Below are 20955 nucleotides of genomic sequence, written 5' to 3' on the forward strand. Positions count from 1 at the left end.
GTGGCGGCGCTCAGCGGCTGGCAAGGTGCTGGCGCACCTCCGCGAGCTTGCGCGTCGCCTCGGCGCGGCGGCCGCGGTCGGCGATATCGCGTCCGGGGCGCGCCGGCGCGGCGATGGCCTTCTCGAATGCCGCTGCGGCGCCGGCCCACTCGCCCTGGTCGCGGAGGAAGTCGCCGTAGAAGTAGTTGGCATCGATGTCGCTGGCGTCGATCGCCAGCGCGCGCTGCAGGTGCTCGCGGGCCTTGGCGTCGTCGCCGAAGCCGACCGGCCAGCCGGGCACCTGGTAGTACAGCGCGCCGAGGCTGGTGTGCGCGGCGCCGCCGAGCGCGGTGTCGTCGAGTGCGATCGCGGATTCGAAATCGCGCCGGGCCTGCTTGGCGAGCGCCAGGGCGCCCAGCCCACCGCGCTCGCCGGCCAGGCTGGAGCGCACGATGCCGTCCCAGATCAGGGCATCGGGATCGCGCGGTCGCGCCGCGACCAGGGCTTCGGAACGGCCGGCGAGTGCGGTCAGCGCCGCGCCGCGCTGGGCCTTCGGGGTGACGTAGGCGGCCTGCGCCCACTGGTCGCGCACGGCGACGACGGGCGCGGCGGGCTCGGCAGCGGATGCGAACGCCGGCAGCGCCAGACAGGCGGCGAGCAGGGCGGCGGCGAGGCGGTCAGAGCGGAAGCAAATCATGGCGGGGCTCCTGGGATGCGTTGGACGGGGTACCACCGGCGTGGTGGCGGATCAGCGGCAGTTGTTTCGCGAGGCTGCGGTCGATCAGTGCGGGCAGCAGCCCGTTGAGGCGCGCGAACAGCGCTTCGGGCCAGCCGAGCTGACGGCGGCGGGTGCCGCGTTCGATCGCGCGCACGAGCGCCTCGGCCACAGGCTCGGGCGCATCGACATGCGTCCCCAGCGCCTGGTTCAGCGCATCGACCGCCGGCGTATTGAACGGCGTGCGGGTCGCGCGCGGCGCCAGGTACTGGAACCGCACGGCGCCGCCGGCGTGTTCGCGGCCGAGGCCTTCGATCAGACCGCGCAGGCCGAACTTGCTCGCGCTGTAGGCCGAGAAACCGGGAAAGGCGAGGCTGCCGAAGGTCGAGCCCACCGCGACCACCGCGGCCTGGGACTGCGCCTGCAGCATCGGCAGCAGGCAGCGGATCAGCTGCATCGGCGCGACCAGGTTGGTGCGCACCAGCGCCTCGAACTCGGCGTCCGTCTGCGCGGCAAACAGTCCGAACGACGGGCGTGCATGCGCCAGCACCAGCACCGACGGCGCAGGCAGCAGCGTGCGCGCATGCGTCAGCAGTGCCGCGCGATCCACCGCGTCGGTCAGATCGGCGGCGAACGGCGTGACCGCGCCCGCCGGATGGCTGCGCGCCAGCGTCGTCAGCCGTTCCGCGTGACGCGCGACCGCGAGCACGTGCGCGCCGCGCGCCACCAGCGTCGCCACCAGTGCCGCGCCGATGCCGCCGGTGGCGCCGGTCAGCAGCACGGTCCTGCCCTGGAGATCCATCACGCGGCCTCCGCCTGGCGCAGGTCGCGCGCGGGCACATGCAGGCCGCGGAACACGTCGCCGTAGAGGCGGTAGAACCGGCGCGCGGCGTAGATCACCGCGGCCTGGTCGCCGGGATCGTCGAGGCGATTCATCAGGTCTTCGAAGAAACCGGCGTGCTCGATGTCGAGATCGCCGTGCGACAGCAGATAGCTGAAGGCGGTGCGAGGCAGGCCCAGCGAAGTTTCGATGCTCGTCGCCGCACGCGTCGCCAGCGCGACACTGGTGCCTTCGAGCACCAGCACCATGCCGAAGAATCCGACCGGATTGCCGCGGGCGATGGTGTCGTAGGCATAGGCGACCATCAGTTCGGTCGCCAGCGACGGCTCCGATGCCGCGGCCGCGGCGCGATCGGCGTCGCACGCGGCGATGTCGTCGAGCACCCACTCCTGGTGGCCCATCTCCTCTTCGATGTATTCGCCGATCGCGGTGCGCAGCCATTCCAGCCGCGCCGGCAGGCGTGCGCCGCAGGCCATCAGCAGCGGCACGGTGTGGCGCACGTGGTGATAGGCCTGGGTCAGGAAATCGACGTAGGTCGCGCGCGCGATGTCACCGGTCAGCGCCTGGTGGATGATCGGCAGGGTGACGAGCGTGGCGCGCGCATCGGCGGTCTCGGCCAGCAGGCGGTCGTGGAAGGTCATGCGGGCAGTTCCTGTGTCGACGTGGGAAACGGGGAAACGGGCGCGTCGCCATAGGCGCGTGCGACGGCATCGGCGTAGGCGTGCGCGATCGCGTCGCGACGCGGCCGGCCGTTGTCGGTCAGCAGGCCGTCGGCGGCCGAGAACGGACGCGCGGCGCGCACCACACGGGCGATGCGCGCGTAGTCGGGCAGCCCGGCGTTGACCGCGTCGAGGGCGCGCCGCACGGCGGCGGCATCGGCATCGGGCCGGCGCAACCAGGCGACCGCGACGTTGGACGGTCGCGCCTCGCCGAGCACGATCGCCTGCGCGAACAGCGGGTGCTGCAGCAGTTCGCTCTCCACCCATTCGGGCGAGACGTTGCGGCCGAACGCGGTGATGAACATGTGCTTGCGCCGGCCGGTGACGTGGACGAACCCGTCGTCGTCGACGTGGCCCAGATCGCCGGTGGCGATGGCGCCCGGCGGCGGCGCGTCCTCGCCCAGATACGACAGGCAGCGCACGCCGGCGACGTGCAGTTCGCCGTCGATCACCGACACGCGCGCATGGGGCAATGGCCGTCCGACGCTGCCGGCGCGCACCGCGCCGGGCCGGTTGAGGGCGACCACCGACACGCATTCGCTCAGGCCGTAGCCCTCGAAGACCGGCAGCCCCACGGCCGCGGCGCGCGCCAGCAGTGCCGGGCCGACGCGGCCACCGCCCACCGCGACGAAGCGCAGCGACGCCGGCAGCGCGACGCCCTGCTCCGCCGCCGTCACCAGCGCCAGCAGCAGTTGCGGAAACACGATCAGGCTGTGCGGCGCGTAGCGATGCAGGCAGGCGAGCAGCCGTGGCACATCCAGCCCGGCCGCGCCGCTGTAGCCGATCTCGGCCAGCGGCGGCACCGCGATGTCGGCGCCCGAGAGCAGCGCGCCGTAGAGACCGGAGATGTTCTCCAGCAGCGTCGACAGCGGCATGAGGCACAGGTGCCGCGCCGGCGCGAGCGGCCGTGACGCATCCACGAGCGCGCCGGCCACGGTCAGCAGCGCGTCGTCGCCGATGCACACGCCCTTGGGCTGGCCGGTGGTGCCGGAGGTGAACGTGATGCACGCAGTGCCCGCCGGCATGGCCGCACCCGCGGCCTCCAGCAGGCGGACACGCAGCCCCGGCAGCAGCGGCTGCGTGTCCGCGTGCGATGCGGCGGACTCGGCCAGCACCAGCAGACCGGTGCCACTGCGCGCGAGCGCATGCGCGGTCTGCGCGGCGCTGAAGAACGTCGGCAGCGGCACGTGCACCAGGCCGCGCGCGCGCAGCGCGAGATCCAGGGCCAGCCAGTCGGGACCGTTGTCGAGGCGGCTGGCGACGACGCGGGCCCCGCGCGCCTGCAGCGCATCGGCGATCGCCAGCGCGCGGGCGTGCAGCGCGGGCGCATCGACTGCGCCGTCGGCGGTCAGCACGCGCGTGGGCATGTGCAGCAGGCTGTCGAGCAGATCGGCGAAGCCGCTCATGCCGGCACTCCGGCGCAGGTCGCCGTCATGCCGTGCCAGGGCGCGACCTCGGGCGTCGCACGTGCCTGCAGGAAGGCGTGCCCGGCGGCGAGATCGCCGAACAGCACCTGCGGCTGCACCTCGTAATAGCGGCCCCAGTCGGTGCCGTCGTCGTGCAGGCGCGACCGGTCCGCGTCGGCCAGCACCACCGTCGCCAGGTGCAGGCGGTCGAAGGCGTTGCGCAGTTGGCGCGTCGCGGTGAACAGCACCCAGCGCAGGCCGGCCGCATGCAGCGCGCCGGTGAGATGCACGATCAGCGCGCGCGCATCGCCGGCCGACAGCGCCGCGAGATTGCCCACCTCGACCAGCTCGCCGCGCGACACCGAGCGCCCGACCGATGCCGCGACGACGGCGTCCGCCGGCGCGTCGAGATACTGCTCGACGAACAACGCGCCGTCATGGCCGGTGCGCAGGCCGACGGCCGCCAGCAGCCGGCCGTCGCCGTCGCGGAACGCGAGCAGGTGCGGCAGGAAGCTGCGCAGCCGCGCGCCGTAACGCGCGAGGTAGACGTGGGCGATGAAGGCCTCGACCTCGGCGCGGTCCACCGCGTCGGGTTCGACGACGCGGCACTGGGCCCAGGGGCGCGGCAGGCGGGCGGTGAGTCGGGCGGAAGCGGTGTCCATGGAGCGGCATGCTGTGGCCGCCCGATTAAGCCTCGATTAGCCCGTTGTTAGGACTTCGTTCCGGCGGTGTCGGCGTGCCGTCCGGTCTCGGGGCGTTCATCCTGCGCGCCGCGTTCGTCCTCGCGCACGCGGAACCACGCGGCATAGAGCGCCGGCAGGAACAGCAGCGTCAGCAGCGTCGCGACCGTGAGCCCGCCCATGATCGCCACCGCCATCGGCCCGAAGAACACGCTGCGCGAGAGCGGAATCATCGCCAGGATCGCGGCGAGCGCGGTCAGCACGATCGGCCGGAAACGCCGCACCGTCGCGTCGACCACCGCGTCCCAGCGCGCATGCCCGGCAGCGATGTCCTGCTCGATCTGGTCCACCAGGATGATCGAGTTGCGCATGATCATGCCGGCCAGCGCGATCGTGCCGAGCATCGCCACGAAGCCGAACGGCACGCGGAACACCAGCAGGAACAGAGTCACGCCGATCATGCCCAGCGGCGCGGTCAGCAGCACCAGCGCGGTCCGCGAGAAGCTGCGCAGCTGCAACATCAGCAGCGACACCACGACGAACAGGAACAGCGGCAGACCGGCCTTGATCGAATCCTGGCCCTTGCCGGAATCCTCGACCGTACCGCCGGTCTCGAGCCGGTAGCCGTCAGGCATCGACGCGCGGATGTCCTCGAGCGTCGGCAGGATCTGCGCCACCACCGTCGGCGGCGTGGCATCGCCGCGGATGTCGGCGCGCACGGTGATCGTCGGCAAGCGGTCGCGGTGCCAGATGATGCCGTCCTCGAATGTCGGATCGAGCCGCGCGATCTGGCCCAGCGGCACCGACGCGCCGTTCGACGTCGGAATGGACAGGCTTTCGAGCAGCTCGAGCTGGCCGCGTTCGTCGTCGTCGCCGCGCATGACGATGCCGATCAGTTCGTTGCCCTCGCGATACGTGCTGACCTGCAGGCCCGACAGCGAACTCGACAGGAACTGGGCGAGGGTCTGCGAACTCACGCCGAGCACGCGGGCGCGCTCCTGGTCGACCCGCAGGCGCACGACGCGGCTGGGTTCGTCCCAGTCCAGATTGACGTTGGCGACGCCGGGATTGGCGCGCACCTGCTCGGCGATCGCATCGGCGATCGCGCGCACGCGTTCGACGTGTTCGCCCGAGATCCGCAGCTGCACCGGATAGCCGACCGGCGGCCCGGTCTCGAGCCGCGTCACGCGCAGCTGCAGCTCCGGAAATGTCGGCGCAACCTCATCGACCAGCCACATGCGGATGCGCTCGCGTGCCTCGACATCGGTCGTGGTCACGACGAACTGGGCGAAGTTCGCCTGCGGCAGTTTCTGGTCCAGCGGCAGATAGAAGCGCGGCGAGCCGCTGCCGACATAGGACACGCGCGAATCGATGCCGGCGCGTCCGTCGAGCAGTGCATCGAGTCGGGCGGCCGCGGCTTCGGTCGCGCGCAGCGAACTGCCCTCGGCCAGTTCGACGTCGACCATCAGCTCCAGGCGCGTCGAATCGGGGAAGAACTGCTGCGGCACGAACCGGAACAGCAGCAAGGAAGCGACCAGCATCGCCGCGGTCGCGCCGATCACCAGCCAGCGATGGGTCAGCGCCCAGTGCAGCCACGCGCGGAAGCGCCGGTAGAACGGCCGCTGGTAGGGATCGTGGTCGTGGGCGTGCGGCGTACCCGGCGCCAGCGCGAAGGCGAAGGCCGGCCAGCGGTCCGCGGCGCGGGCGCGCGCATCGCGCCAGCGGGCCGGCAACGAGCCGGGGCGCGGCGGCTGCGGGTTCGCCAGATCCGGCAGCATCTTCTCGCCGAGCAGCGGGATGAACAGCACCGCGGCGATCCACGACACGACCAGCGCGATGGTCACCACTTCGAACAGCGAGCGCGTGTATTCGCCGGTGCTCGACGCCGCTGTCGCGATCGGCAGGAAGCCGGCCGCGGTGATCAGGGTGCCGGTGAGCATCGGGAACGCGGTGTGGGTCCACGCGTAGCTCGCCGCCGCGAGCCGGCTGTCGCCCTGCTCCATCCGCACGGCCATCATCTCCACCGCGATGATGGCGTCGTCGACCATCAGTCCCAGCGCCAGCACCAGCGCGCCGAGCGAGATCTTGTGCAGGCCGATGTCGAACTGGTCCATCGCGATGAAGGTCATCGCCAGCACCAGCGGAATCGACACCGCCACGACCAGCCCGGTGCGCAGGCCCAGCGACACGAAGCTCACCAGCAGCACGATGATCACCGCCTCGGCGAGCACCTTGACGAATTCGCCCACCGAATCGCGCACCGCGCGCGGCTGGTCGGACACCTTGCGCAGTTCCATGCCGGCGGGCAGCGTCTCCTGCAGCTGCGCGAATTCCGTTTCCAGGCGCTTGCCGAGTTCGAGGATGTCGCCGCCCTCGTGCATCGCCACCGCGATGCCGATCGCGTCCTGCCCCATGAAACGCATGCGCGGCGCGGCCGGGTCGGCGAAGCCGCGCTCGACGGTCGCGATGTCGCCCAGGCGCACGGTGCGGTCGCCGGCGCGGATCGGGAAATCGCGGATCGCGTCGATCGAATCGAAGGGGCCGTCGACGCGCAGCTGCACGCGCGCACTGCCGGTCTCGAAGAAACCCGCCGACGCCAGCGCGTTCTGCTCCGCCAGCGCCTGCTGCACGGCCGCCATCGGAATGCCCAGCGTGGCCAGTCGCGTATTGCTGACCTCGATCCAGACCTTCTCGTCCTGCAGGCCGACCAGCTCGACCTTGCCCACGTCGTCGACCAGCTGCAGTTCGCGCTGGATGCGGTCGGCGTAATCCTTCTTGATCGCGTAGTCGAAGCCCGTGCCGGTCAGCGCGTAGATGTTGCCGAAGGTGTCGCCGAACTCGTCGTTGAAGAACGGCCCCACGATGTCCTGCGGCAGCGAGGGCCGCAGGTCGGCGACCTTCTTGCGCACCTGGTACCAGAGATCGGGAATCTGCGCCGAGCGCAGATCGTCGCGCGCATGGAACACGATCTGCGATTCACCCGGACGCGAGTACGAGCTCACGAACTCGTAGTCGCCGGTCTCCATCAGCTTGCGCTCGATGCGCTCGGTGACCTGGCGCGAGACCTGCTCGGCGGTGGCGCCCGGCCACTGGGTCTGGATGACCATCGCCTTGAAGGTGAAGGGCGGATCCTCGGACTGGCCCAGCCGGCCGTAGGAGAAGATGCCGGCCACCGCGACCACCAGCATCATGTAGAGCACCAGCGTGCGGTTGCCGAGCGCCCATTCGGAGAGGTTGAAGCGGGTCACGGGCAGCAGACCCGGACGCGCGCGCGCGACGGCGTCATCCGTCCGGCGTCACCGCACGCGGACCGCGGCGACGACGCGCCGCAGTCGGAACGAAACTGGCGTTCGATGACGACGTGCGTCATTTCGCTGCCGCCGGTTTCGGCACGTCCGATTGGATGGGCCGGTTCTCGCGATCCACCGGCGTCACCCGCTGGCCGGCACGCAGCAGGTGCCCACCGGCCGCGACGACCAGCGCATCGGACGCGAGCCCGGACAGCACCGGTACGCTGCGCGCGCCGTAGGGACCGGTCTCGACCGGCACCGATCGCAGGCGGCCGTCGCCCCGGTCGACCACCCAGACCGCCTTGCCGCCATCGGGTCCCGGCTGGATCGCGGCCAGCGGCACCTGCAGGGCGGTGCCGGTGCTCGCGCCGGCCAGATACACGCGTGCGCTCTGGCCCAGTTCGAGGCCTGCGACCGCATCGTCGGCGATCGCCACGCGCGCGGCGTAGGTGCGGGTCTGCGGGTCGGCGCCCGCGGCGATTTCCCGGATCGTGCCGGGCACGCGCGTGCCCGGCCGGTTCCACAGCTCGATCTGCGCCGGCTGACCGATCGCGAAATCCGCGATGCGCGATTCGGGCAGGGCGATCGCGACCTCGCGGCCGTCGTCGCCGGCGAGCATGAAGATCGCCTGGCCCGCGGCGACCACCTGCCCCGCTTCGGCCTCGCGGCTGGCGATCACGCCGTCGCGCGGTGCCCGCAGCTGCGTGTAGCCGGCCTGGTTGCCTGCGACATCGGCCTGCGCCCGCGCGGCGCGCAGCTGCGACTGCGCCGCCTTGTAGGCCGCGTCCTGGGCATCCATCTGCGAACGGCTGATCAGCTGCTGGTCGACGAGCGCGGCATAGCGCGCGCGATCGGTGCGGGCGCGGGTGTATTCCGCCTCGGCCGATGCGACCTGCGCCTGCGCCGACTGCTGTTGCAGCCGTAGGTCACCGGGATCGAGTTCGGCCAGAACCTGGCCGCGTTCGACCCGTGCACCGGCGTCGACGTCGCGCCGGATCAGCTGGCCGCCGACCTGGAACGCCAGGACCGCCTCCTCGCGGGCGCGGATCTCGCCGGGGAATGCGGCCGTGCCACTGTCGACGGCGGCGCCCGGCGTGACCACGAGCACCGGGCGCGCCGCCGGCTCGGGCGCGCTGCGATCGCCGCAGGCCGACAGCACCAGCATGCCGGCGACCAGGGTCGTCAGCAGCGCGGCGCGGGAGGTGCGAAACGGGGTCAGGCGTCGCATGACGAGCGTCCATCGGGTGGGGATACGGAGCCGTATCGTATATTTTCAGAACTGATTGGTATAGTATTCCCCGCCATGTCGACGCGTCCGTCCACGCTGACCCCCGTTCCGACGCCCGAAAAGGCCGCGGCGGGTCCCGGCCGTCCGAAGGATCTGGCCAAGCGCGCGGCGATCCTCGAAGCCGCGGAGCGCATGTTCCTGCAACAGGGCTTCGAAGGCGTGAGCATGGACCAGATCGCGGCCGAGGCCGGCGTGTCCAAGCTGACCGTCTACAGCCATTTCGGCGACAAGGACACGCTGTTCACCGAGGCCGCGGCGCGTTACTGCGAGCAGCAGATGCCCGATTCGGTGTTCGAGCCGGCACCGGCCACCCCGCTGCGCCAGCGCCTGCTGGAAGTCGCCGAGGCGTTCTTCGCCATGGTGTCCTCGCCCGAGGCCGTCGCCGGCCACCGCCTGCTGTGCACGCCGCAGATGGTGGAGAAGCGCCTGCCGCAGCGCTTCTGGAAGGGCGGCCCCGAGCGCGTGCAGTCCGCGTTCGCGACGCTGCTGCAGCGCCGGATCGAGACCGGCGATCTCGACATCGATGCGTCTCTGGTGCCGACCGCGGCGGCGCAGTTCTTCGTGCTGCTCAAGGGCGACCTGCACCAGCGGATGGTGTTCGACTGCGACGACGCCGGCGATTGCGCCGCGCAACGGCGCGCGCACCTGGAAGCCTCGGTGGACATGTTCCTGCGCGCCTACGGGCGGCGCTGAGCGCTGTCACATGGGCCGCCCGCGTGCCGTCTGGGCCGGTGACTTCCGGCACTGCGTCACCCGCGACACCCCCGCGATGATGAACCCGCCCCCGCACCGCTAGAATTGCGGGCTGGCGAACGAAGGAACCCGCAACAATGACGATCGACTACGCCAAGGCCCGTGTGGCGATGGTGGAACAACAGGTCCGGCCCTGGGACGTGCTTGATGCACGCGTGCTCGAAACGATTTCGCGCGTGCCGCGCGAGGCGTTCGTGGCCGAACCGCGCCGCGCGCTGGCCTATGCCGACCTCGAACTCCCGCTGGGCCACGGCGAGCTGATGCTCAAGCCCGTGGTCGAAGGCCGTGCGCTGCAGGCGCTGGCCCTGGAACAGGGCGACGAAGTGCTGCAGATCGGCACCGGCAGCGGCTATCTGGCGGCGTGCATGGGCTATCTGGCGCGCGACGTCGTCAGCCTCGAGCGCCATGCGGACCTGGCCGATGCGGCCCGCGGCCGCCTGCAGGCGCAGGGCATCGCCAATGTCGACGTGGTCGCCGCCGATGCGTTCGCCTGGAATACCGACCGCCGCTTCGACGCGATCTGCGTCTGTGGCGCCGTCGACGTGATCCCCGCGCGTTTCGTGCAGTGGCTGCGTCCCGGCGGCCGCATGTTCATCGTCCGGGGCCGCGCACCCGCGATGGAAGCGGTGCTGGTGCACCGCGAGGGCGATGCTGTCAACGCGCCGCGCATCGAATCGTTGTTCGAGACCGGACTCGCCTATCTCGCAGGCGCGGCGCCGGTGCCGCAGTTCACTCTCTGATCGTCCAAGGATCCTCCATGTTCCGCCGCCCCCTGTTCCTGTCGCTCGCACTCGCGCTGACGTCCAGTCCGTTGCTGGCCGCCGATCTCGTCCAGACCTACGAGCTGGCCCGCACCAATGATCCGACGCTGTCGATCGCCGAATCGCAGCGCCTGTCGACCAAGGAAGGCGCGGTCCAGGCCCGCGGCGCACTGCTGCCTCAGATCAACGGCAGCGCCTCGCTGACCGACAGCCGCGTTGCAGGCGTGTCGGGCCGCGGGCGGACGCGCAGTTACGGCATCAATGCCGGCCAGGTGCTGTTCGACTGGGGCCAGGTGTCGACGCTGCGTTCGCAGCGCGCGCTGAGCACGGCGGCCGACTTCCAGCTCGACGCGGACAACGACTCGCTGATCACGCGGACGTCGGCGGCGTACTTCGACGTGCTGGTGTCGACCGAAACCCTGGCCGCCGCCGAGGCTGCCGAGGCCGCGTTCAAGCGCCAGTTCGATTTCGCCGACAAGCGTCTCGAAGTGGGTCTGGCACCGATCACCGACGTGCACGAGGCGCGCGCCCAGTACGACGGCGCCCGCGCGAACACGATCGTCCAGCGCAACGCGCTACAGGATGCCTACCAGGCATTGGCCGAGATCACCGGTTCGGAGATCCGCGACCTGCGCGGCCTGCCCGACGATTTCACCCCGCAGCTGCCGGAAGGCCGCGACGCGGAAGCCTGGGTCGCCACCGCGATCGAGCAGAATCCGCAGCTGCAGGCCCTGCGCTACCAGGTGACGGCTTCCGAGTACGGCGTGACCGCAGCGAAGTCGGCGCATCTGCCGACGCTCGATCTCGGCGCCAGCTATGGCAACAGTGACACCTGGGGGCGCGAGAACATCGACACCCTCACGCGTCGTGGCGAAACCAACAGCATCGGCGTGACGCTGACCGTGCCGATCTTCAGCGGCGGCATCACCCAGTCGCGCGTGCGCCAGTCGATCGCCCAGCGCGACATCACCACCGACCAGTACGAAGCGCAGCGCCGCGCGATCGAACGCAACACCCGCAGCGCCTACCAGAACCTCGTCGCCGGCATCACCGAAGTCGAGGCACGCCGTCTGGCGCTGGTCTCGGCCAACAGCGCCTACGAGGCCTCGCAGGTCGGTCTGGAAGTCGGTACGCGCACCGTCATCGACGTGCTGATCAACCAGCAGAACCTGTTCTCGGCGCGCCAGGCCTATGCCTTCGCCAAGTACAACTTCCTGCAGAGCCGCCTGCTGCTCGAGCAGGCCGCCGGCACGCTGGACATCGGCAACCTGCAGAACGTGAACCGTCAGCTGACCGTCGACGTCAACAGCGTCGGCGCGTCCACGGGGACCGGCGACGGCACGGCGACACCGCCGCCACAGTAAGCCCTGCGGCGGTCAGGACGACGACGGCGCGGATCGCAGGATCCGCGCTGTTTTCGTATCCGGCGCCGGCAGATCCGGCTCGATCAGGGCCAGCGTGCGCGCGAGTGCGCCGCGGCCATTGGCGACGAGCGCACGGCCGGCCTCGGCCATCGTCTCGCGCGCGTGCGCATCGTCCAGCAATGCGGCGATGTGGTCGTGCACCGCGTCCGCGTCTTCGCCGATCCGCAGCGCCTCCGCGCGCCCCAGCTGCCTGGCGATGTCGGTGAAGTTCTGCAGGTGCGGCCCGGTGACCACCGGCGTGCCGACGGCGGCCGGCTCGAGCAGATTGTGGCCGCCGATGTCCTGCAGGCTGCCGCCGACGAAGGACACGTCGGCGCAGGCGAAGAACTGGCCCAGTTCACCGAGGGTGTCGAGCACGAAGACGTCGTCGCCGGCATCGGGCCAGGTGGTCAGCGCGCGGGTGGCCACGCGCCAGCCGGCATCGACGGCGAGCTGCATCGCGCTGCGGAACCGCTCGGGATGGCGCGGCGCCCAGATCAGCAGCAGGTCGGGCCATCGCACGCGCAGGCGGCGGTGGATGCCGATGACCGCCGCTTCCTCTTCGGGATGCGTGCTGGCCGCGATCCACACCGGCCGCGCGCCGGCGTGGCCGCGGAAGTCGGCGAGCAACTTCGCGATCTTTGCGTCGTCGAGGGTGATGTCGAACTTGAGGTTGCCGGTGTCGATCACCGCCTCGCGCAGCGCACCGAGTTTGACGAAACGCTTGCCGTCGTCCCCGGACTGCGTCGCGACGCGGCGGACCGTGCGCAGCGCGCGGCCGACCAGCGGGCGCAGCACGCGATAGCCGCGTAGCGAACGTGCCGACAGTCGTGCGTTGACGATCACCGTCGGCACGCCGGCATCGCGGCAGCAGAACAGCAGGTTCGGCCATAGTTCGGTCTCGACGATCAGGCCGATCTGCGGACGGAAATGACGCAGGAAACGCCGCACCGCGCCCGACAGGTCGTAGGGCAGGTAGACGTGCTCGACGCGCGTGCCCCACAGCGCCCGCACGCGCTCCGAACCGGTCGGCGTGATCGTCGTGACCAGCAGGCGACGCGCCGGATCGCGGGCGAGCAGTGCGTTGATCAGCGGCGCCGCGGCGTTGACCTCGCCTACCGAGACGGCGTGCACCCACACCGGCGCCGTCAGCGGCGGCGTGCGGTAGATGCCGTAGCGCTCGTCCCAGCGCAGCAGGTAGGCCGACTGCCGGAAGCCGCGCCAGATCAGGTGATAGACCGTGATCGGCGCGAGCACGACGAGCAGGGCCGAGTAGAGGCCGCGCAGCAGTCGTTCTGTGGTGTCGGCCGGCATCGGCACAGGATAGCGGATGCCTGCACGGCTCCACCTTCTACAATGGCCCGATGTCGACGCCGCCCCTGCCCCGCCCGCCGCTCGCGCCCCGCCACTGGCCGGCGTGGCTCGGCATCGGCCTGATGGCGCTCGCGGCGCGGATCCCGTGGCCACTGCAGCGCGCGCTCGGACGCGGACTCGGCGCCACCTTGCGCGTCGCGCTGGCGGCCCGTCGCCGGGTCGCGGCGCGCAATCTCGAACTGTGTTTTCCCGAACTCGACGCGCCTGCGCGCGATGCGCTGCTGCGTCGCCATTTCCACGCGCTGGGCATCGGCCTGTTCGAATTCGCACGCGCCTGGTGGGGCTCGATCGCACCGCTGCGGCGCGGACTGGTCGTCGAAGGCGTCGAGCATGTCGAATCCGCGCGCGCGGCGGGGCGTGGCGTGATCGTCGTGTCCGGCCACTTCACCACGCTCGAAGTCTGCGGCCGCCTGATGTGCGACCACATCCCGCTGGCCGGCATGTATCGCCCGCATTCGGAAGCGGCGATGGAATGGGCGGTGCGCCGCGGGCGCGCGCGCTACGCCGCGGCGATGTTTCCCAAGCGCGACGTGCGCGGGGTGGTGCGCCACCTCAAGCGCGGCGGCCTGCTGTGGTACGCGCCCGACCAGGATCCCAGTGGCGGCGACGCGGTCTACGTGCCGTTCTTCGGCCGCTCTGCGCACAGCCTCACGTCGACCCACTCGCTCGCGCGCCTGTCGGGTGCGGCGGTGGTGTTCTACCGGCATGTGCGCCGCGACGACGGCGGCTACACGCTGACGCTGTCTCCGGCGCCCGCGCCGTATCCGACGCAGGACGCGACCGCGGACACCGCGACGGTCATCGCCGGCATCGAGGACATGGTCCGCGCGGCGCCCGACCAGTACCTGTGGATCCACCGGCGCTTCAAGCGGCAACCGGATGGAGCATCGCTGTACTGAGCGAAGGCGACCGCCTACGTCGGATGGGCAGAGCGCAGCGAAACCCATCATTGTTCTGATTGATGGAGTCGTGCATCTGCCGAGATCGGCGGTGCTGCATCGATGGCTGCGATCGCGAGTACGCGCATGGCGACGATAGGTGTCGCTGCGCTCTACCCATCCGACGGATCTCGATCAGCGCAGCACGCCGTCCTGCGGCTGCACCGGCTCCACGCGCGCGAGCAGGCTGCCGGCGTACAGGGCAGACAGCAGCAGCGTGAAGCCGCCCCAGAACGTCGAATAGAACGCGAGATGCGTGTTGAGCGGGAACACCGTCACCGCGAGCGCGAGCATCGCCGGCCGCGCCTGTTCGCGTGCGTCGGGTGTGGCGAAGCGCCAGGCGCGCCAGGCCATCGCCACGCCCGCCAGCCACATCAGCAGGCCGATGAGTCCGGTCTCGCTGCCGATCTCGAGCACGATCTGGTGGGCGTGGAACGCAGGCCCATCGCCCCAGGCCGCCAGTTCGCCCGGTCGCGGATCACAGCCGGCAAAGGCTTCGCGAAAGCCCCGAGCACCGACGCCGTTGACCGGATTCTCGCGGACCATGCACAGCGCCGCGTCCCAGATGCGCGCGCGACCCGACAGCGCGTTGTCGACGCCGGCCTCGTCGGCCGACAGCCCCATCGCGGTGCGCTCGATGCGGTCACGCACCTGCGGCGAACCCACGGCCGCGACCACGGCCACGACGAGCCCGGCCGCGAACACCGCCAGCAGGCGACGCCAGCCGAGCAGGCGCCAGCCGGAGAACAGCAGCACCAGCGCATAGGTCAGCCACGACGCGCGCGAGCCGGCAAACAGCAGCACGATGCCGATCGCCGCGCTCGCGATCACCCAGCCGCTGGCGCCGAAGCGGCGGCCCGCCCAGTACAGCCCGAACGGCGACAGACTGGCCAGCACCACGCCGAGCTTGAGATTGCAGGGGCCCAGCACACCGCCGAGGCGGTCCGCGGCGGCGATCTGGTCGACCGTGCACATCGGCCGGCTGCTGATCAGCTGCTTGAGCTGGTCGATGCCGAAGAACAGCGGGCTGGTGCCGAACACGACTTCGCACAGACCGTCGATCGTCCACACCGCGACGATCACCGCCAGCCCGCCCAGCGTGATGCGCCGGCCGCGGCGCGTCGCGACCGCGGACGCCACCAGCCACAGGAACGGGAGATAGCGCAGGTCGACCAGCGCCTCGCGCAGCGCGCGCCCGACATCGACCGAATCCACTGCCGAGACCAGCTGGGGCAGCCAGTAGGCGAAGAACAGCACGCTGGTCAGCGCCCAGGCCGGCGCGCTGAGCAGGGCGGCACCGCCGCGGAATCGCGCGCCGACCAGATGGATGATCGCCGCCAGCGCGCCCAGCACCATCACGCCCTCGGCGTAGCCGGGCGCAGGCCACAGGATCACGAAGGCCAGGACCCAGTGCGGCGCCCAGCGCCAGCCGACGGGGCGCGGCGCAGAGGCACCGCTCGCGGTTTCAGTTGTCGTCGTCGAACTCGTCATAGACCGCGAGGGTCGCCTCCTGCATCGCACGCAGCGTGTCGGGCATCGTACCGGCTCGCGCCGGCGCTCGCGTGACCAGCGCGCGTGCGGCGTGCGCCAACGCGACGCGATCGAACGGCGCCACCGTGCCCTCGGGCTGCAGTTGCGCGAGCAGTTCGCCGACGCCGCCATGCGCCCAGCCGACCACCGGCCGCGCGCACGACAGCGCTTCGAGCACGGTGCGGCCGAACGCTTCGGGCTTGCGCGAGAGCTGCAGCACCAGATCGCTGGCCGCATAGGCGCGGGCGATCGCATCGGTGGGCGCGGTCATCGCCAGCGCATCGCCGCATCCCGCGGCATCGGCGGCGCGGGTGAGTTCGTCGAGATAGGCCTCGCGCCCCGCCTCGCGCGCCCCGGGCATCCACAGGCGCGCATCCAGGCCTTCGGCGCGCAGGTCGCCGAGCAGCGTGATCGCATCGTGGTGGCCCTTGAGCCGCGTGCCGCGGCCGGGCAACAGCAGCAGCGGGCCATCGCCGCCGAGCGCGGGCCAGCGCGCCGCGATCTCGACACGTGCACCCGCGTTCGGATGCGACGTCGCCGGGAACTGCGTCGGATCGATGCCGCGCGGAATCACCCGCAGGCGCGCGTGCGGCGTCGCCGGATAGTGCTGCAGCAGATAGTCGCGCACGGTGTCCGACACGCAGATGACCCGCTCGCCGCGGGCCATGATCGCGCTGTAGCGCGACGGCGAATTGAGCCCGTGCATGGTGGTGACGAACCGCGGGCGGCGCGTTTCGGGCAGGCCACGCAGCGCCCACCAGCCGATCCACGCCGGCAGTCGCGAGCGGGCATGCACGATGTCGGCGCCGGTGTCGGCGAGCAGGCGTCGCAGCGTGCGCACATGGCGCAGCACCCGGAGCGATTTCGCACCGATGTCGAGCGCGATGTGAGTCGCGCCGGTGGCCTCCAGCGCGGGCACGAGACGTCCGCCCGCGGAGACGACGATCGCGCGATGGCCGGCATCGACCAGCGCCTGCGCGATTTCGATCGTGGAACGCTCGACGCCGCCCGACGACAACGCGGGCAGCAACTGGATGACGGTCAGCGGTCGACGCATACGGGCGCGGAACGCGCCGGGGTCAGTCGACGAGAACGAAGTGCGCGCCGCAGTACGGGCAGTCGGACTCGCCGTTCTCGGCTTCGATCGGCAGGTAGACGCGCGGATGCGAATTCCACAGCGCCATCGACGGCAGCGGGCAGCTCAGCGGCAGGTCGGCGCGGCGCACTTCATAGCGCTGGGCGGCATTGGCTTGCGTCGGGGCTGCGGTCATGACGGCGGTGTTCATCGGCGTGGAGGCCGCCATTCTAGCGCGCGACCGTGCAGACGGGCTCAGCCCGGCAGGGTGATCAGCAGCAGTTCGGCGCCGTCGTGCGTGGCGACGAGACCGGTGACGACGGTCTCCGCATGCCAGCCCAGCGCATCGCCGGCCGCGAGCGTCTGCCCGTCGAGCGTCACGCCCCCGCGCAGGACCTGCAGCCAGTGCCGCTGCGTGGCGTCGAGCGTCAGGCCCAGACGTGCACCCGGTGCGATGCGCGCATGGTGCAGCCCGGCCTGCTGGCGGATCGGCAGGCTGCCCGCGGCGCCATCGGGCGCGGCGAGCAGCGTCCAACCCGCGTCGCCGGCCACCCGCATGACGCCCGTGGCCGGCGACAGATTGACCCGGTCGGGCTGGATCGCGATGCGCAGCACGCGCGCACCCTCGGCGCCTGCGGTTTCGACCGGCGTATCGCTGGCATGACCGGCGCCGGTCCAGGCCAGCGCACCGGCCTCGAGCGCGGCGCCGTCGCGGCCCAGGACGCCGTCGAGCACCAGGACCAGCAGCTCCATGTTCGCCACGCGCTGCGCGGGCACGGTCGCGCCCGGCGGCAGATGCTCCTCGTTGAGCTGGCGCAGCGCGCCGAAGCCCAGCCAGTCGGGATCGTGGAAATCACCGCTGGAGAACGTGCACAGGCGCGTGCGATCGCCGTGCGTGGTGCGGCCGCGCTGGTCGGCGGGACGTTGGACTTTCATGACGGCAGATCCGGATCGCGGAAACGAAAACGCCGGCGCTCGGGAGACCCGTGCGCCGGCGTCGTGACGCGGAAGCTTACTGCGCGGCAGGCGCGGCCGGGGCGGCGCCTTCGGCGACGACGGCCTCGGTGGTGATGCGCAGTTCGACTTCATCGCTGACGTTCGGCGCATACGCGCCCACGCCGAAGTCGCTGCGCTTGATCTGCGCGACCGCGTCGAAACCGGCGGCGGCGCGCTTGGCCATCGGCTGCTCGCCGAACTTGTTGATCGTGACGTCCAGCACCACCGGCTTGGTGATGTCCTTGATCGTCAGGTCACCGGTGACCTTGAGCTGGTTGGTGCCGGCGCTCTCGACCGCGGTGCTCTTGAACGTGGCGTTCGGGAACTTGGCCGCGTCGAAGAAATCGGCGCTGCGCAGGTGGTCGTCGAAATCGCCGACGTGCGAGTTCAGGCCCGACAGCGGCAGCGTGACCTCGACCGACGACGCGCCGACGTTCTCGGCGTCGTAGACGATCTGGCCGGAGACTTCGCCGAAGTGCGCGATCGGATTGGAGAAGCCGAAATGGCTCCACTGGGCGATGACGTCGGTGTGCTTGGGGTCGAGCACGTAGGTGCCCGACACGCCGGTGATGGCGTCGGCGGCCGGTGCGGTGTCGGTCATCGGCTCGGTCGCCGGCTGCGCGGTGGCGGTGGCGGCAGGCGGGGTGGCATCCGCCGGCGCCGGATCCTGCTGGGCGCAGGCGGCGAGGGCAAGGGCGGCGGCAAGCGGGAGCAGCAGGTGGGCGGTACGCATGGGCGGATCCTCGAACGGGTGGTGGGCGGAAACCGCGCGGCCGGATCGCCGGCGCGCGGGCGGAAGATCAGACGATGCGCGCGGCTTCGTCGAAGGGCAGGCGCGGCGAACGCGGGAAGATCGTCGAGGGATCGCCGGTGCCCAGATTGACCAGGAAGTTCGACTTGATCGCCGTGCCGGCGAAGAATGCTTCGTCGACCTTGGCGTTGTCGAAGCCGGACATCGCACCGGTATCGAGACCCAGCGCGCGCGCGGCTAGGATCAGATAGGCGCCCTGCAGGCTGCCATTGCGGAATGCCGGCACTTCGCGGTTCTCGCGCGGACCGTCGAACCAGCTCTTGGCATCGGTGTGCGGAAACAGGAACGGCAGCTTCTCGTGGAAGTCCTCGTCGTGGGCGACGATCACGATCACCGGCGCCGACATCGTCTTCTCGTAATTGCCTTCGGAGAGCGCCGGCCCGAGCTTCGCCTTGGCTTCGGCCGACTTCACGAACACGAAGCGCGCGGGCGAGGAATTGGCCGACGTCGGTGCGAACTTCAGCAGGTCGTAGAGCTGGCGCAGCGTGTCGTCACTGATCTCGCCACTGAACCCGTTGTAGGTGCGGGCGGTGCGGAACAGCTGGTCGAGCGCGGCATCGGGCAGAACATCGGTCATCGGCAACCTCGGATCGGATGGGCCAGGCAGGGCCGCAGTGTAGAGTCCTGCGGCGGCGCGACGCGTGCGACGGCGCAGAACGGATGATCACATACGTGGAACGTGGGCCAGGCGAAGACGGGGATTACGGACGGATCTGGGCACTCAGCGATGGGCGCGCCGGCAACGCGCGCCAGGCCGAAGCGCTTGCCGCTGCGCTCTCTGCCCAGCCTGATGCCTTGCATCTGGCGCCGCATGCGCCATGGCGCTGGGCCGCGCCGCGCCGGCTGCCGTTCGCGTCGCACGCCTTCGGCCGCGACTTTGCCGCAGGACTGGACGCTGCGCCGGCGCTCGCGATCGGCTGCGGCCGCCAGGCGGCGCTGGCGACCCGGCTGGCCGGGCAGCGCGGCGCGCGCACGGTGCAGATCCTCGATCCGCGCATCGATCCGCGGCATTGGGATCTCGTCGTCGTGCCCGAGCACGACGCCCTGCGCGGCGACAACGTCCTCGTCGCACGCGGGAGCCTGCATCCGGTCGACGATGCGTGGCTGGCCGCTGCGCGCGATGCCCACCCGGCATTCGGCGCCCTGCCCGGCCCGCGGATCGCGGTGCTGCTCGGCGGCGACTCGCGTCACGGCCGCTTCGACGTCGCCGCGTTCACCGCGCTCGCCGACCGGCTCGATGCGGTCGTTGCGCGCGAGGGCGGCAGCCTGCTGCTGACCGGATCGCGGCGCACGTCGCCGGCGGTGCGCGATGCGCTGCGTGCGCGCTATGCCGGCCGCGCCGCCAGCGTCTGGGCGGACGCACGCGACGGCGCGAATCCCTATGCCGGCATGCTGGGCTGGGCCGATCGGATCGTGTGTTCGTCGGACTCGGTCAACATGCTGTCCGAGGCCTGCGCGACGCACGCACCGGTCCATGTGTTCGCGCCCGGACCGCTCGACGGCGCCCCGCAGCGCTTCGTCGATGGCCTGATCGCCGATGGACGCGCCCGTCCGTTCGGGGATGCGCTGCCGGCGTTCGACGTCACGCCGCTGCGCGAGACCGCGCGCATCGCGGCCGAGGTGCGTGCTGTGTTGTTCGCGCGTTGAGTGCTTGCGCGTGCAGCGCTTCGTAGGATGGCGAAACCCATCGCATACCAGACCGCGTCAGCGCAATTCGAGCAGCGCCTCGAACCGGTCGATCACCGCACGCGCGCCGCAACCATGCAGATCGAAATCGCGCCGGTAGCCGTAGGCGACCAGCACCAGGGGCGCGCCGGCCGCGATCGCCGCGCCGGCATCGGCCGCCGAATCGCCGACCATCAGGCACTGCGTGATATCGACGCCGAAGCCATCGGCCAGATGCAGCAGCGGCAGCGGATGCGGCTTGCGCTCGGGCAGATCGCCCGCGCCGAGCACCGCGTCGAAGTAGCCGTCGATGCCTAGCGCTTCGAGCAGCGGCGGCACGAACTGCGACGGCTTGTTGGTGCAGACCGCCATGCGCACGCCGGCGGACTGCAGCGCCTGCAGGGTCGATTCGACGCCCGGATACAGGCGCGGCTCGAGCAGCAGGCAGTCCCCGTAGTGGCGCATGAAACGCGGCATCACCGCATCCACCGTCTGCGTCTCGCCCGCATGCTGCAGCGCCGAGGTGATCAGCTGGCGCGCGCCGTCGCCGATCCAGCTGCGCACCGTGGCCTCGTCGACCTGCGGATGGCCGAGTTCGGCCAGCAGGCGGTTGACCGCGGCGGCGATGTCGGACGCGCTGTCGACGAGGGTGCCGTCGAGATCGAACAGCACGACCGGCCAGGGAAACGCGCGCGGCGCGGCGGCATCAGTCATGGAGCACCTGCAGGGAC

At 71.1% G+C, this 20955-nt stretch carries 20 protein-coding genes; 5 read left to right on the plus strand and 15 right to left on the minus strand.

Going from position 1 to position 20955, the window contains the following annotated elements:
* Positions 1 to 10: 10 nt before the first annotated feature.
* From CURTO8I2_RS14910 to CURTO8I2_RS14940, 7 genes are all read right to left on the minus strand, one after another.
* Positions 11 to 676, minus strand: a complete 666-nt coding sequence (locus CURTO8I2_RS14910; RefSeq protein WP_159682025.1) for a hypothetical protein — start codon at positions 674 to 676, stop codon at positions 11 to 13.
* A complete protein-coding gene (locus CURTO8I2_RS14915) occupies positions 657 to 1496 on the minus strand; it encodes an SDR family oxidoreductase (RefSeq protein WP_159682026.1) in 840 nt (279 codons plus the stop codon). Before CURTO8I2_RS14915 ends, CURTO8I2_RS14910 begins: the two co-directional genes overlap by 20 nt.
* Positions 1496 to 2176 (minus strand): iron-containing redox enzyme family protein, encoded by a 681-nt coding sequence (locus CURTO8I2_RS14920; RefSeq protein ID WP_159682027.1) that lies wholly within the window; start codon positions 2174 to 2176, stop codon positions 1496 to 1498. Before CURTO8I2_RS14920 ends, CURTO8I2_RS14915 begins: the two co-directional genes overlap by 1 nt.
* Entirely contained in the window at positions 2173 to 3660 is a 1488-nt protein-coding gene (locus CURTO8I2_RS14925) for an AMP-binding protein (protein WP_159682028.1), read from the minus strand. The genes CURTO8I2_RS14920 and CURTO8I2_RS14925 overlap by 4 nt, the downstream gene beginning before the upstream one ends.
* Positions 3657 to 4322: a thermostable hemolysin gene (locus CURTO8I2_RS14930; protein WP_159682029.1), complete on the minus strand. Its 666-nt coding sequence runs from the start codon at positions 4320 to 4322 to the stop codon at positions 3657 to 3659. The genes CURTO8I2_RS14925 and CURTO8I2_RS14930 overlap by 4 nt, the downstream gene beginning before the upstream one ends.
* 47 nt (positions 4323 to 4369) lie before the next feature.
* The gene (locus tag CURTO8I2_RS14935; protein ID WP_159682030.1) at positions 4370 to 7588 is read right to left on the minus strand and encodes an efflux RND transporter permease subunit; all 3219 of its coding nucleotides are present in this window, start codon (positions 7586 to 7588) and stop codon (positions 4370 to 4372) included.
* 118 nt (positions 7589 to 7706) lie between these two features.
* Positions 7707 to 8795 carry an efflux RND transporter periplasmic adaptor subunit gene (locus CURTO8I2_RS14940; RefSeq protein WP_159682147.1) on the minus strand — a complete coding sequence of 363 codons (1089 nt, stop codon included), beginning with the start codon at positions 8793 to 8795 and terminating at the stop codon, positions 7707 to 7709.
* Between the two features lie 138 nt (positions 8796 to 8933).
* Here CURTO8I2_RS14940 and CURTO8I2_RS14945 point away from each other — a divergent pair, with 138 nt between their 5' ends.
* The 3 genes from CURTO8I2_RS14945 (at position 8934) to CURTO8I2_RS14955 (ending at position 11796) form a co-directional block, all read left to right on the plus strand.
* Positions 8934 to 9611 (plus strand): TetR/AcrR family transcriptional regulator, encoded by a 678-nt coding sequence (locus CURTO8I2_RS14945; protein ID WP_159682031.1) that lies wholly within the window; start codon positions 8934 to 8936, stop codon positions 9609 to 9611.
* Between the two features lie 137 nt (positions 9612 to 9748).
* Positions 9749 to 10411: a protein-L-isoaspartate O-methyltransferase gene (locus CURTO8I2_RS14950; RefSeq protein ID WP_159682032.1), complete on the plus strand. Its 663-nt coding sequence runs from the start codon at positions 9749 to 9751 to the stop codon at positions 10409 to 10411.
* A 17-nt stretch (positions 10412 to 10428) separates the two neighbouring features.
* Positions 10429 to 11796, plus strand: a complete 1368-nt coding sequence (locus CURTO8I2_RS14955; RefSeq protein WP_159682033.1) for a TolC family outer membrane protein — start codon at positions 10429 to 10431, stop codon at positions 11794 to 11796.
* Positions 11797 to 11808: 12 nt separating this feature from the next.
* Here CURTO8I2_RS14955 and waaA read toward each other — a convergent pair whose 3' ends face one another.
* Positions 11809 to 13149, minus strand: coding sequence for a lipid IV(A) 3-deoxy-D-manno-octulosonic acid transferase (waaA, locus tag CURTO8I2_RS14960; protein ID WP_159682034.1), 1341 nt, complete (start codon positions 13147 to 13149; stop codon positions 11809 to 11811).
* Positions 13150 to 13199: 50 nt separating this feature from the next.
* On the opposite strand from waaA, the gene lpxL reads away from it, so the two are divergent.
* The gene (gene lpxL, locus CURTO8I2_RS14965) at positions 13200 to 14108 is read left to right on the plus strand and encodes an LpxL/LpxP family Kdo(2)-lipid IV(A) lauroyl/palmitoleoyl acyltransferase (protein ID WP_159682035.1); all 909 of its coding nucleotides are present in this window, start codon (positions 13200 to 13202) and stop codon (positions 14106 to 14108) included.
* Between the two features lie 174 nt (positions 14109 to 14282).
* Here lpxL and CURTO8I2_RS14970 read toward each other — a convergent pair whose 3' ends face one another.
* From CURTO8I2_RS14970 to CURTO8I2_RS14995, 6 genes are all read right to left on the minus strand, one after another.
* Entirely contained in the window at positions 14283 to 15638 is a 1356-nt protein-coding gene (locus tag CURTO8I2_RS14970) for an O-antigen ligase family protein (RefSeq protein ID WP_159682036.1), read from the minus strand.
* Positions 15613 to 16734: a glycosyltransferase gene (locus CURTO8I2_RS14975; RefSeq protein ID WP_159682037.1), complete on the minus strand. Its 1122-nt coding sequence runs from the start codon at positions 16732 to 16734 to the stop codon at positions 15613 to 15615. The genes CURTO8I2_RS14970 and CURTO8I2_RS14975 overlap by 26 nt, the downstream gene beginning before the upstream one ends.
* 22 nt (positions 16735 to 16756) lie before the next feature.
* On the minus strand, positions 16757 to 16948 hold the full coding sequence (locus tag CURTO8I2_RS14980; RefSeq protein ID WP_159682038.1) for a zinc-finger domain-containing protein: 192 nt from the start codon (positions 16946 to 16948) through the stop codon (positions 16757 to 16759).
* A 59-nt stretch (positions 16949 to 17007) separates the two neighbouring features.
* Positions 17008 to 17688 carry a hypothetical protein gene (locus CURTO8I2_RS14985; RefSeq protein WP_159682039.1) on the minus strand — a complete coding sequence of 227 codons (681 nt, stop codon included), beginning with the start codon at positions 17686 to 17688 and terminating at the stop codon, positions 17008 to 17010.
* 76 nt (positions 17689 to 17764) lie between these two features.
* Positions 17765 to 18481, minus strand: a complete 717-nt coding sequence (locus CURTO8I2_RS14990) for a YceI family protein (RefSeq protein WP_159682040.1) — start codon at positions 18479 to 18481, stop codon at positions 17765 to 17767.
* Positions 18482 to 18548: 67 nt separating this feature from the next.
* Entirely contained in the window at positions 18549 to 19136 is a 588-nt protein-coding gene (locus CURTO8I2_RS14995) for a malonic semialdehyde reductase (protein ID WP_159682041.1), read from the minus strand.
* 95 nt (positions 19137 to 19231) lie between these two features.
* Here CURTO8I2_RS14995 and CURTO8I2_RS15000 point away from each other — a divergent pair, with 95 nt between their 5' ends.
* Positions 19232 to 20206: a mitochondrial fission ELM1 family protein gene (locus CURTO8I2_RS15000; RefSeq protein WP_236551179.1), complete on the plus strand. Its 975-nt coding sequence runs from the start codon at positions 19232 to 19234 to the stop codon at positions 20204 to 20206.
* 57 nt (positions 20207 to 20263) lie between these two features.
* On the opposite strand, the gene CURTO8I2_RS15005 is transcribed toward CURTO8I2_RS15000, so the two are convergent.
* Positions 20264 to 20938, minus strand: coding sequence for a phosphoglycolate phosphatase (locus CURTO8I2_RS15005; protein WP_159682043.1), 675 nt, complete (start codon positions 20936 to 20938; stop codon positions 20264 to 20266).
* Between the last annotated feature and the right edge of the window lie 17 nt (positions 20939 to 20955).

The organism is Luteimonas sp. 9C (assembly GCF_902506295.1).
In the GTDB taxonomy this organism is placed as follows: Bacteria; Pseudomonadota; Gammaproteobacteria; order Xanthomonadales; family Xanthomonadaceae; genus Luteimonas.

What these genes read in the sequence shown, in the direction of transcription:
- CURTO8I2_RS14920 (WP_159682027.1), bottom strand. Translation starts at nt 2,176, where the DNA reads ATGACCTTCCACGACCGCCTGCTGGCCGAGACCGCCGATGCGCGCGCC.
- CURTO8I2_RS14995 (WP_159682041.1), bottom strand. Translation starts at nt 19,136, where the DNA reads ATGACCGATGTTCTGCCCGATGCCGCGCTCGACCAGCTGTTCCGCACC.
- CURTO8I2_RS14955 (WP_159682033.1), top strand. Translation starts at nt 10,429, where the DNA reads ATGTTCCGCCGCCCCCTGTTCCTGTCGCTCGCACTCGCGCTGACGTCC.
- CURTO8I2_RS15005 (WP_159682043.1), bottom strand. Translation starts at nt 20,938, where the DNA reads ATGACTGATGCCGCCGCGCCGCGCGCGTTTCCCTGGCCGGTCGTGCTG.
- CURTO8I2_RS14945 (WP_159682031.1), top strand. Translation starts at nt 8,934, where the DNA reads ATGTCGACGCGTCCGTCCACGCTGACCCCCGTTCCGACGCCCGAAAAG.
- CURTO8I2_RS14910 (WP_159682025.1), bottom strand. Translation starts at nt 676, where the DNA reads ATGATTTGCTTCCGCTCTGACCGCCTCGCCGCCGCCCTGCTCGCCGCC.
- CURTO8I2_RS14940 (WP_159682147.1), bottom strand. Translation starts at nt 8,795, where the DNA reads ATGCTGGTGCTGTCGGCCTGCGGCGATCGCAGCGCGCCCGAGCCGGCG.
- lpxL (WP_159682035.1), top strand. Translation starts at nt 13,200, where the DNA reads ATGTCGACGCCGCCCCTGCCCCGCCCGCCGCTCGCGCCCCGCCACTGG.
- CURTO8I2_RS14915 (WP_159682026.1), bottom strand. Translation starts at nt 1,496, where the DNA reads ATGGATCTCCAGGGCAGGACCGTGCTGCTGACCGGCGCCACCGGCGGC.
- CURTO8I2_RS14925 (WP_159682028.1), bottom strand. Translation starts at nt 3,660, where the DNA reads ATGAGCGGCTTCGCCGATCTGCTCGACAGCCTGCTGCACATGCCCACG.
- CURTO8I2_RS14930 (WP_159682029.1), bottom strand. Translation starts at nt 4,322, where the DNA reads ATGGACACCGCTTCCGCCCGACTCACCGCCCGCCTGCCGCGCCCCTGG.
- CURTO8I2_RS14980 (WP_159682038.1), bottom strand. Translation starts at nt 16,948, where the DNA reads ATGACCGCAGCCCCGACGCAAGCCAATGCCGCCCAGCGCTATGAAGTG.
- waaA (WP_159682034.1), bottom strand. Translation starts at nt 13,149, where the DNA reads ATGCCGGCCGACACCACAGAACGACTGCTGCGCGGCCTCTACTCGGCC.
- CURTO8I2_RS14970 (WP_159682036.1), bottom strand. Translation starts at nt 15,638, where the DNA reads ATGACGAGTTCGACGACGACAACTGAAACCGCGAGCGGTGCCTCTGCG.
- CURTO8I2_RS14985 (WP_159682039.1), bottom strand. Translation starts at nt 17,688, where the DNA reads ATGAAAGTCCAACGTCCCGCCGACCAGCGCGGCCGCACCACGCACGGC.
- CURTO8I2_RS14950 (WP_159682032.1), top strand. Translation starts at nt 9,749, where the DNA reads ATGACGATCGACTACGCCAAGGCCCGTGTGGCGATGGTGGAACAACAG.
- CURTO8I2_RS14975 (WP_159682037.1), bottom strand. Translation starts at nt 16,734, where the DNA reads ATGCGTCGACCGCTGACCGTCATCCAGTTGCTGCCCGCGTTGTCGTCG.
- CURTO8I2_RS14990 (WP_159682040.1), bottom strand. Translation starts at nt 18,481, where the DNA reads ATGCGTACCGCCCACCTGCTGCTCCCGCTTGCCGCCGCCCTTGCCCTC.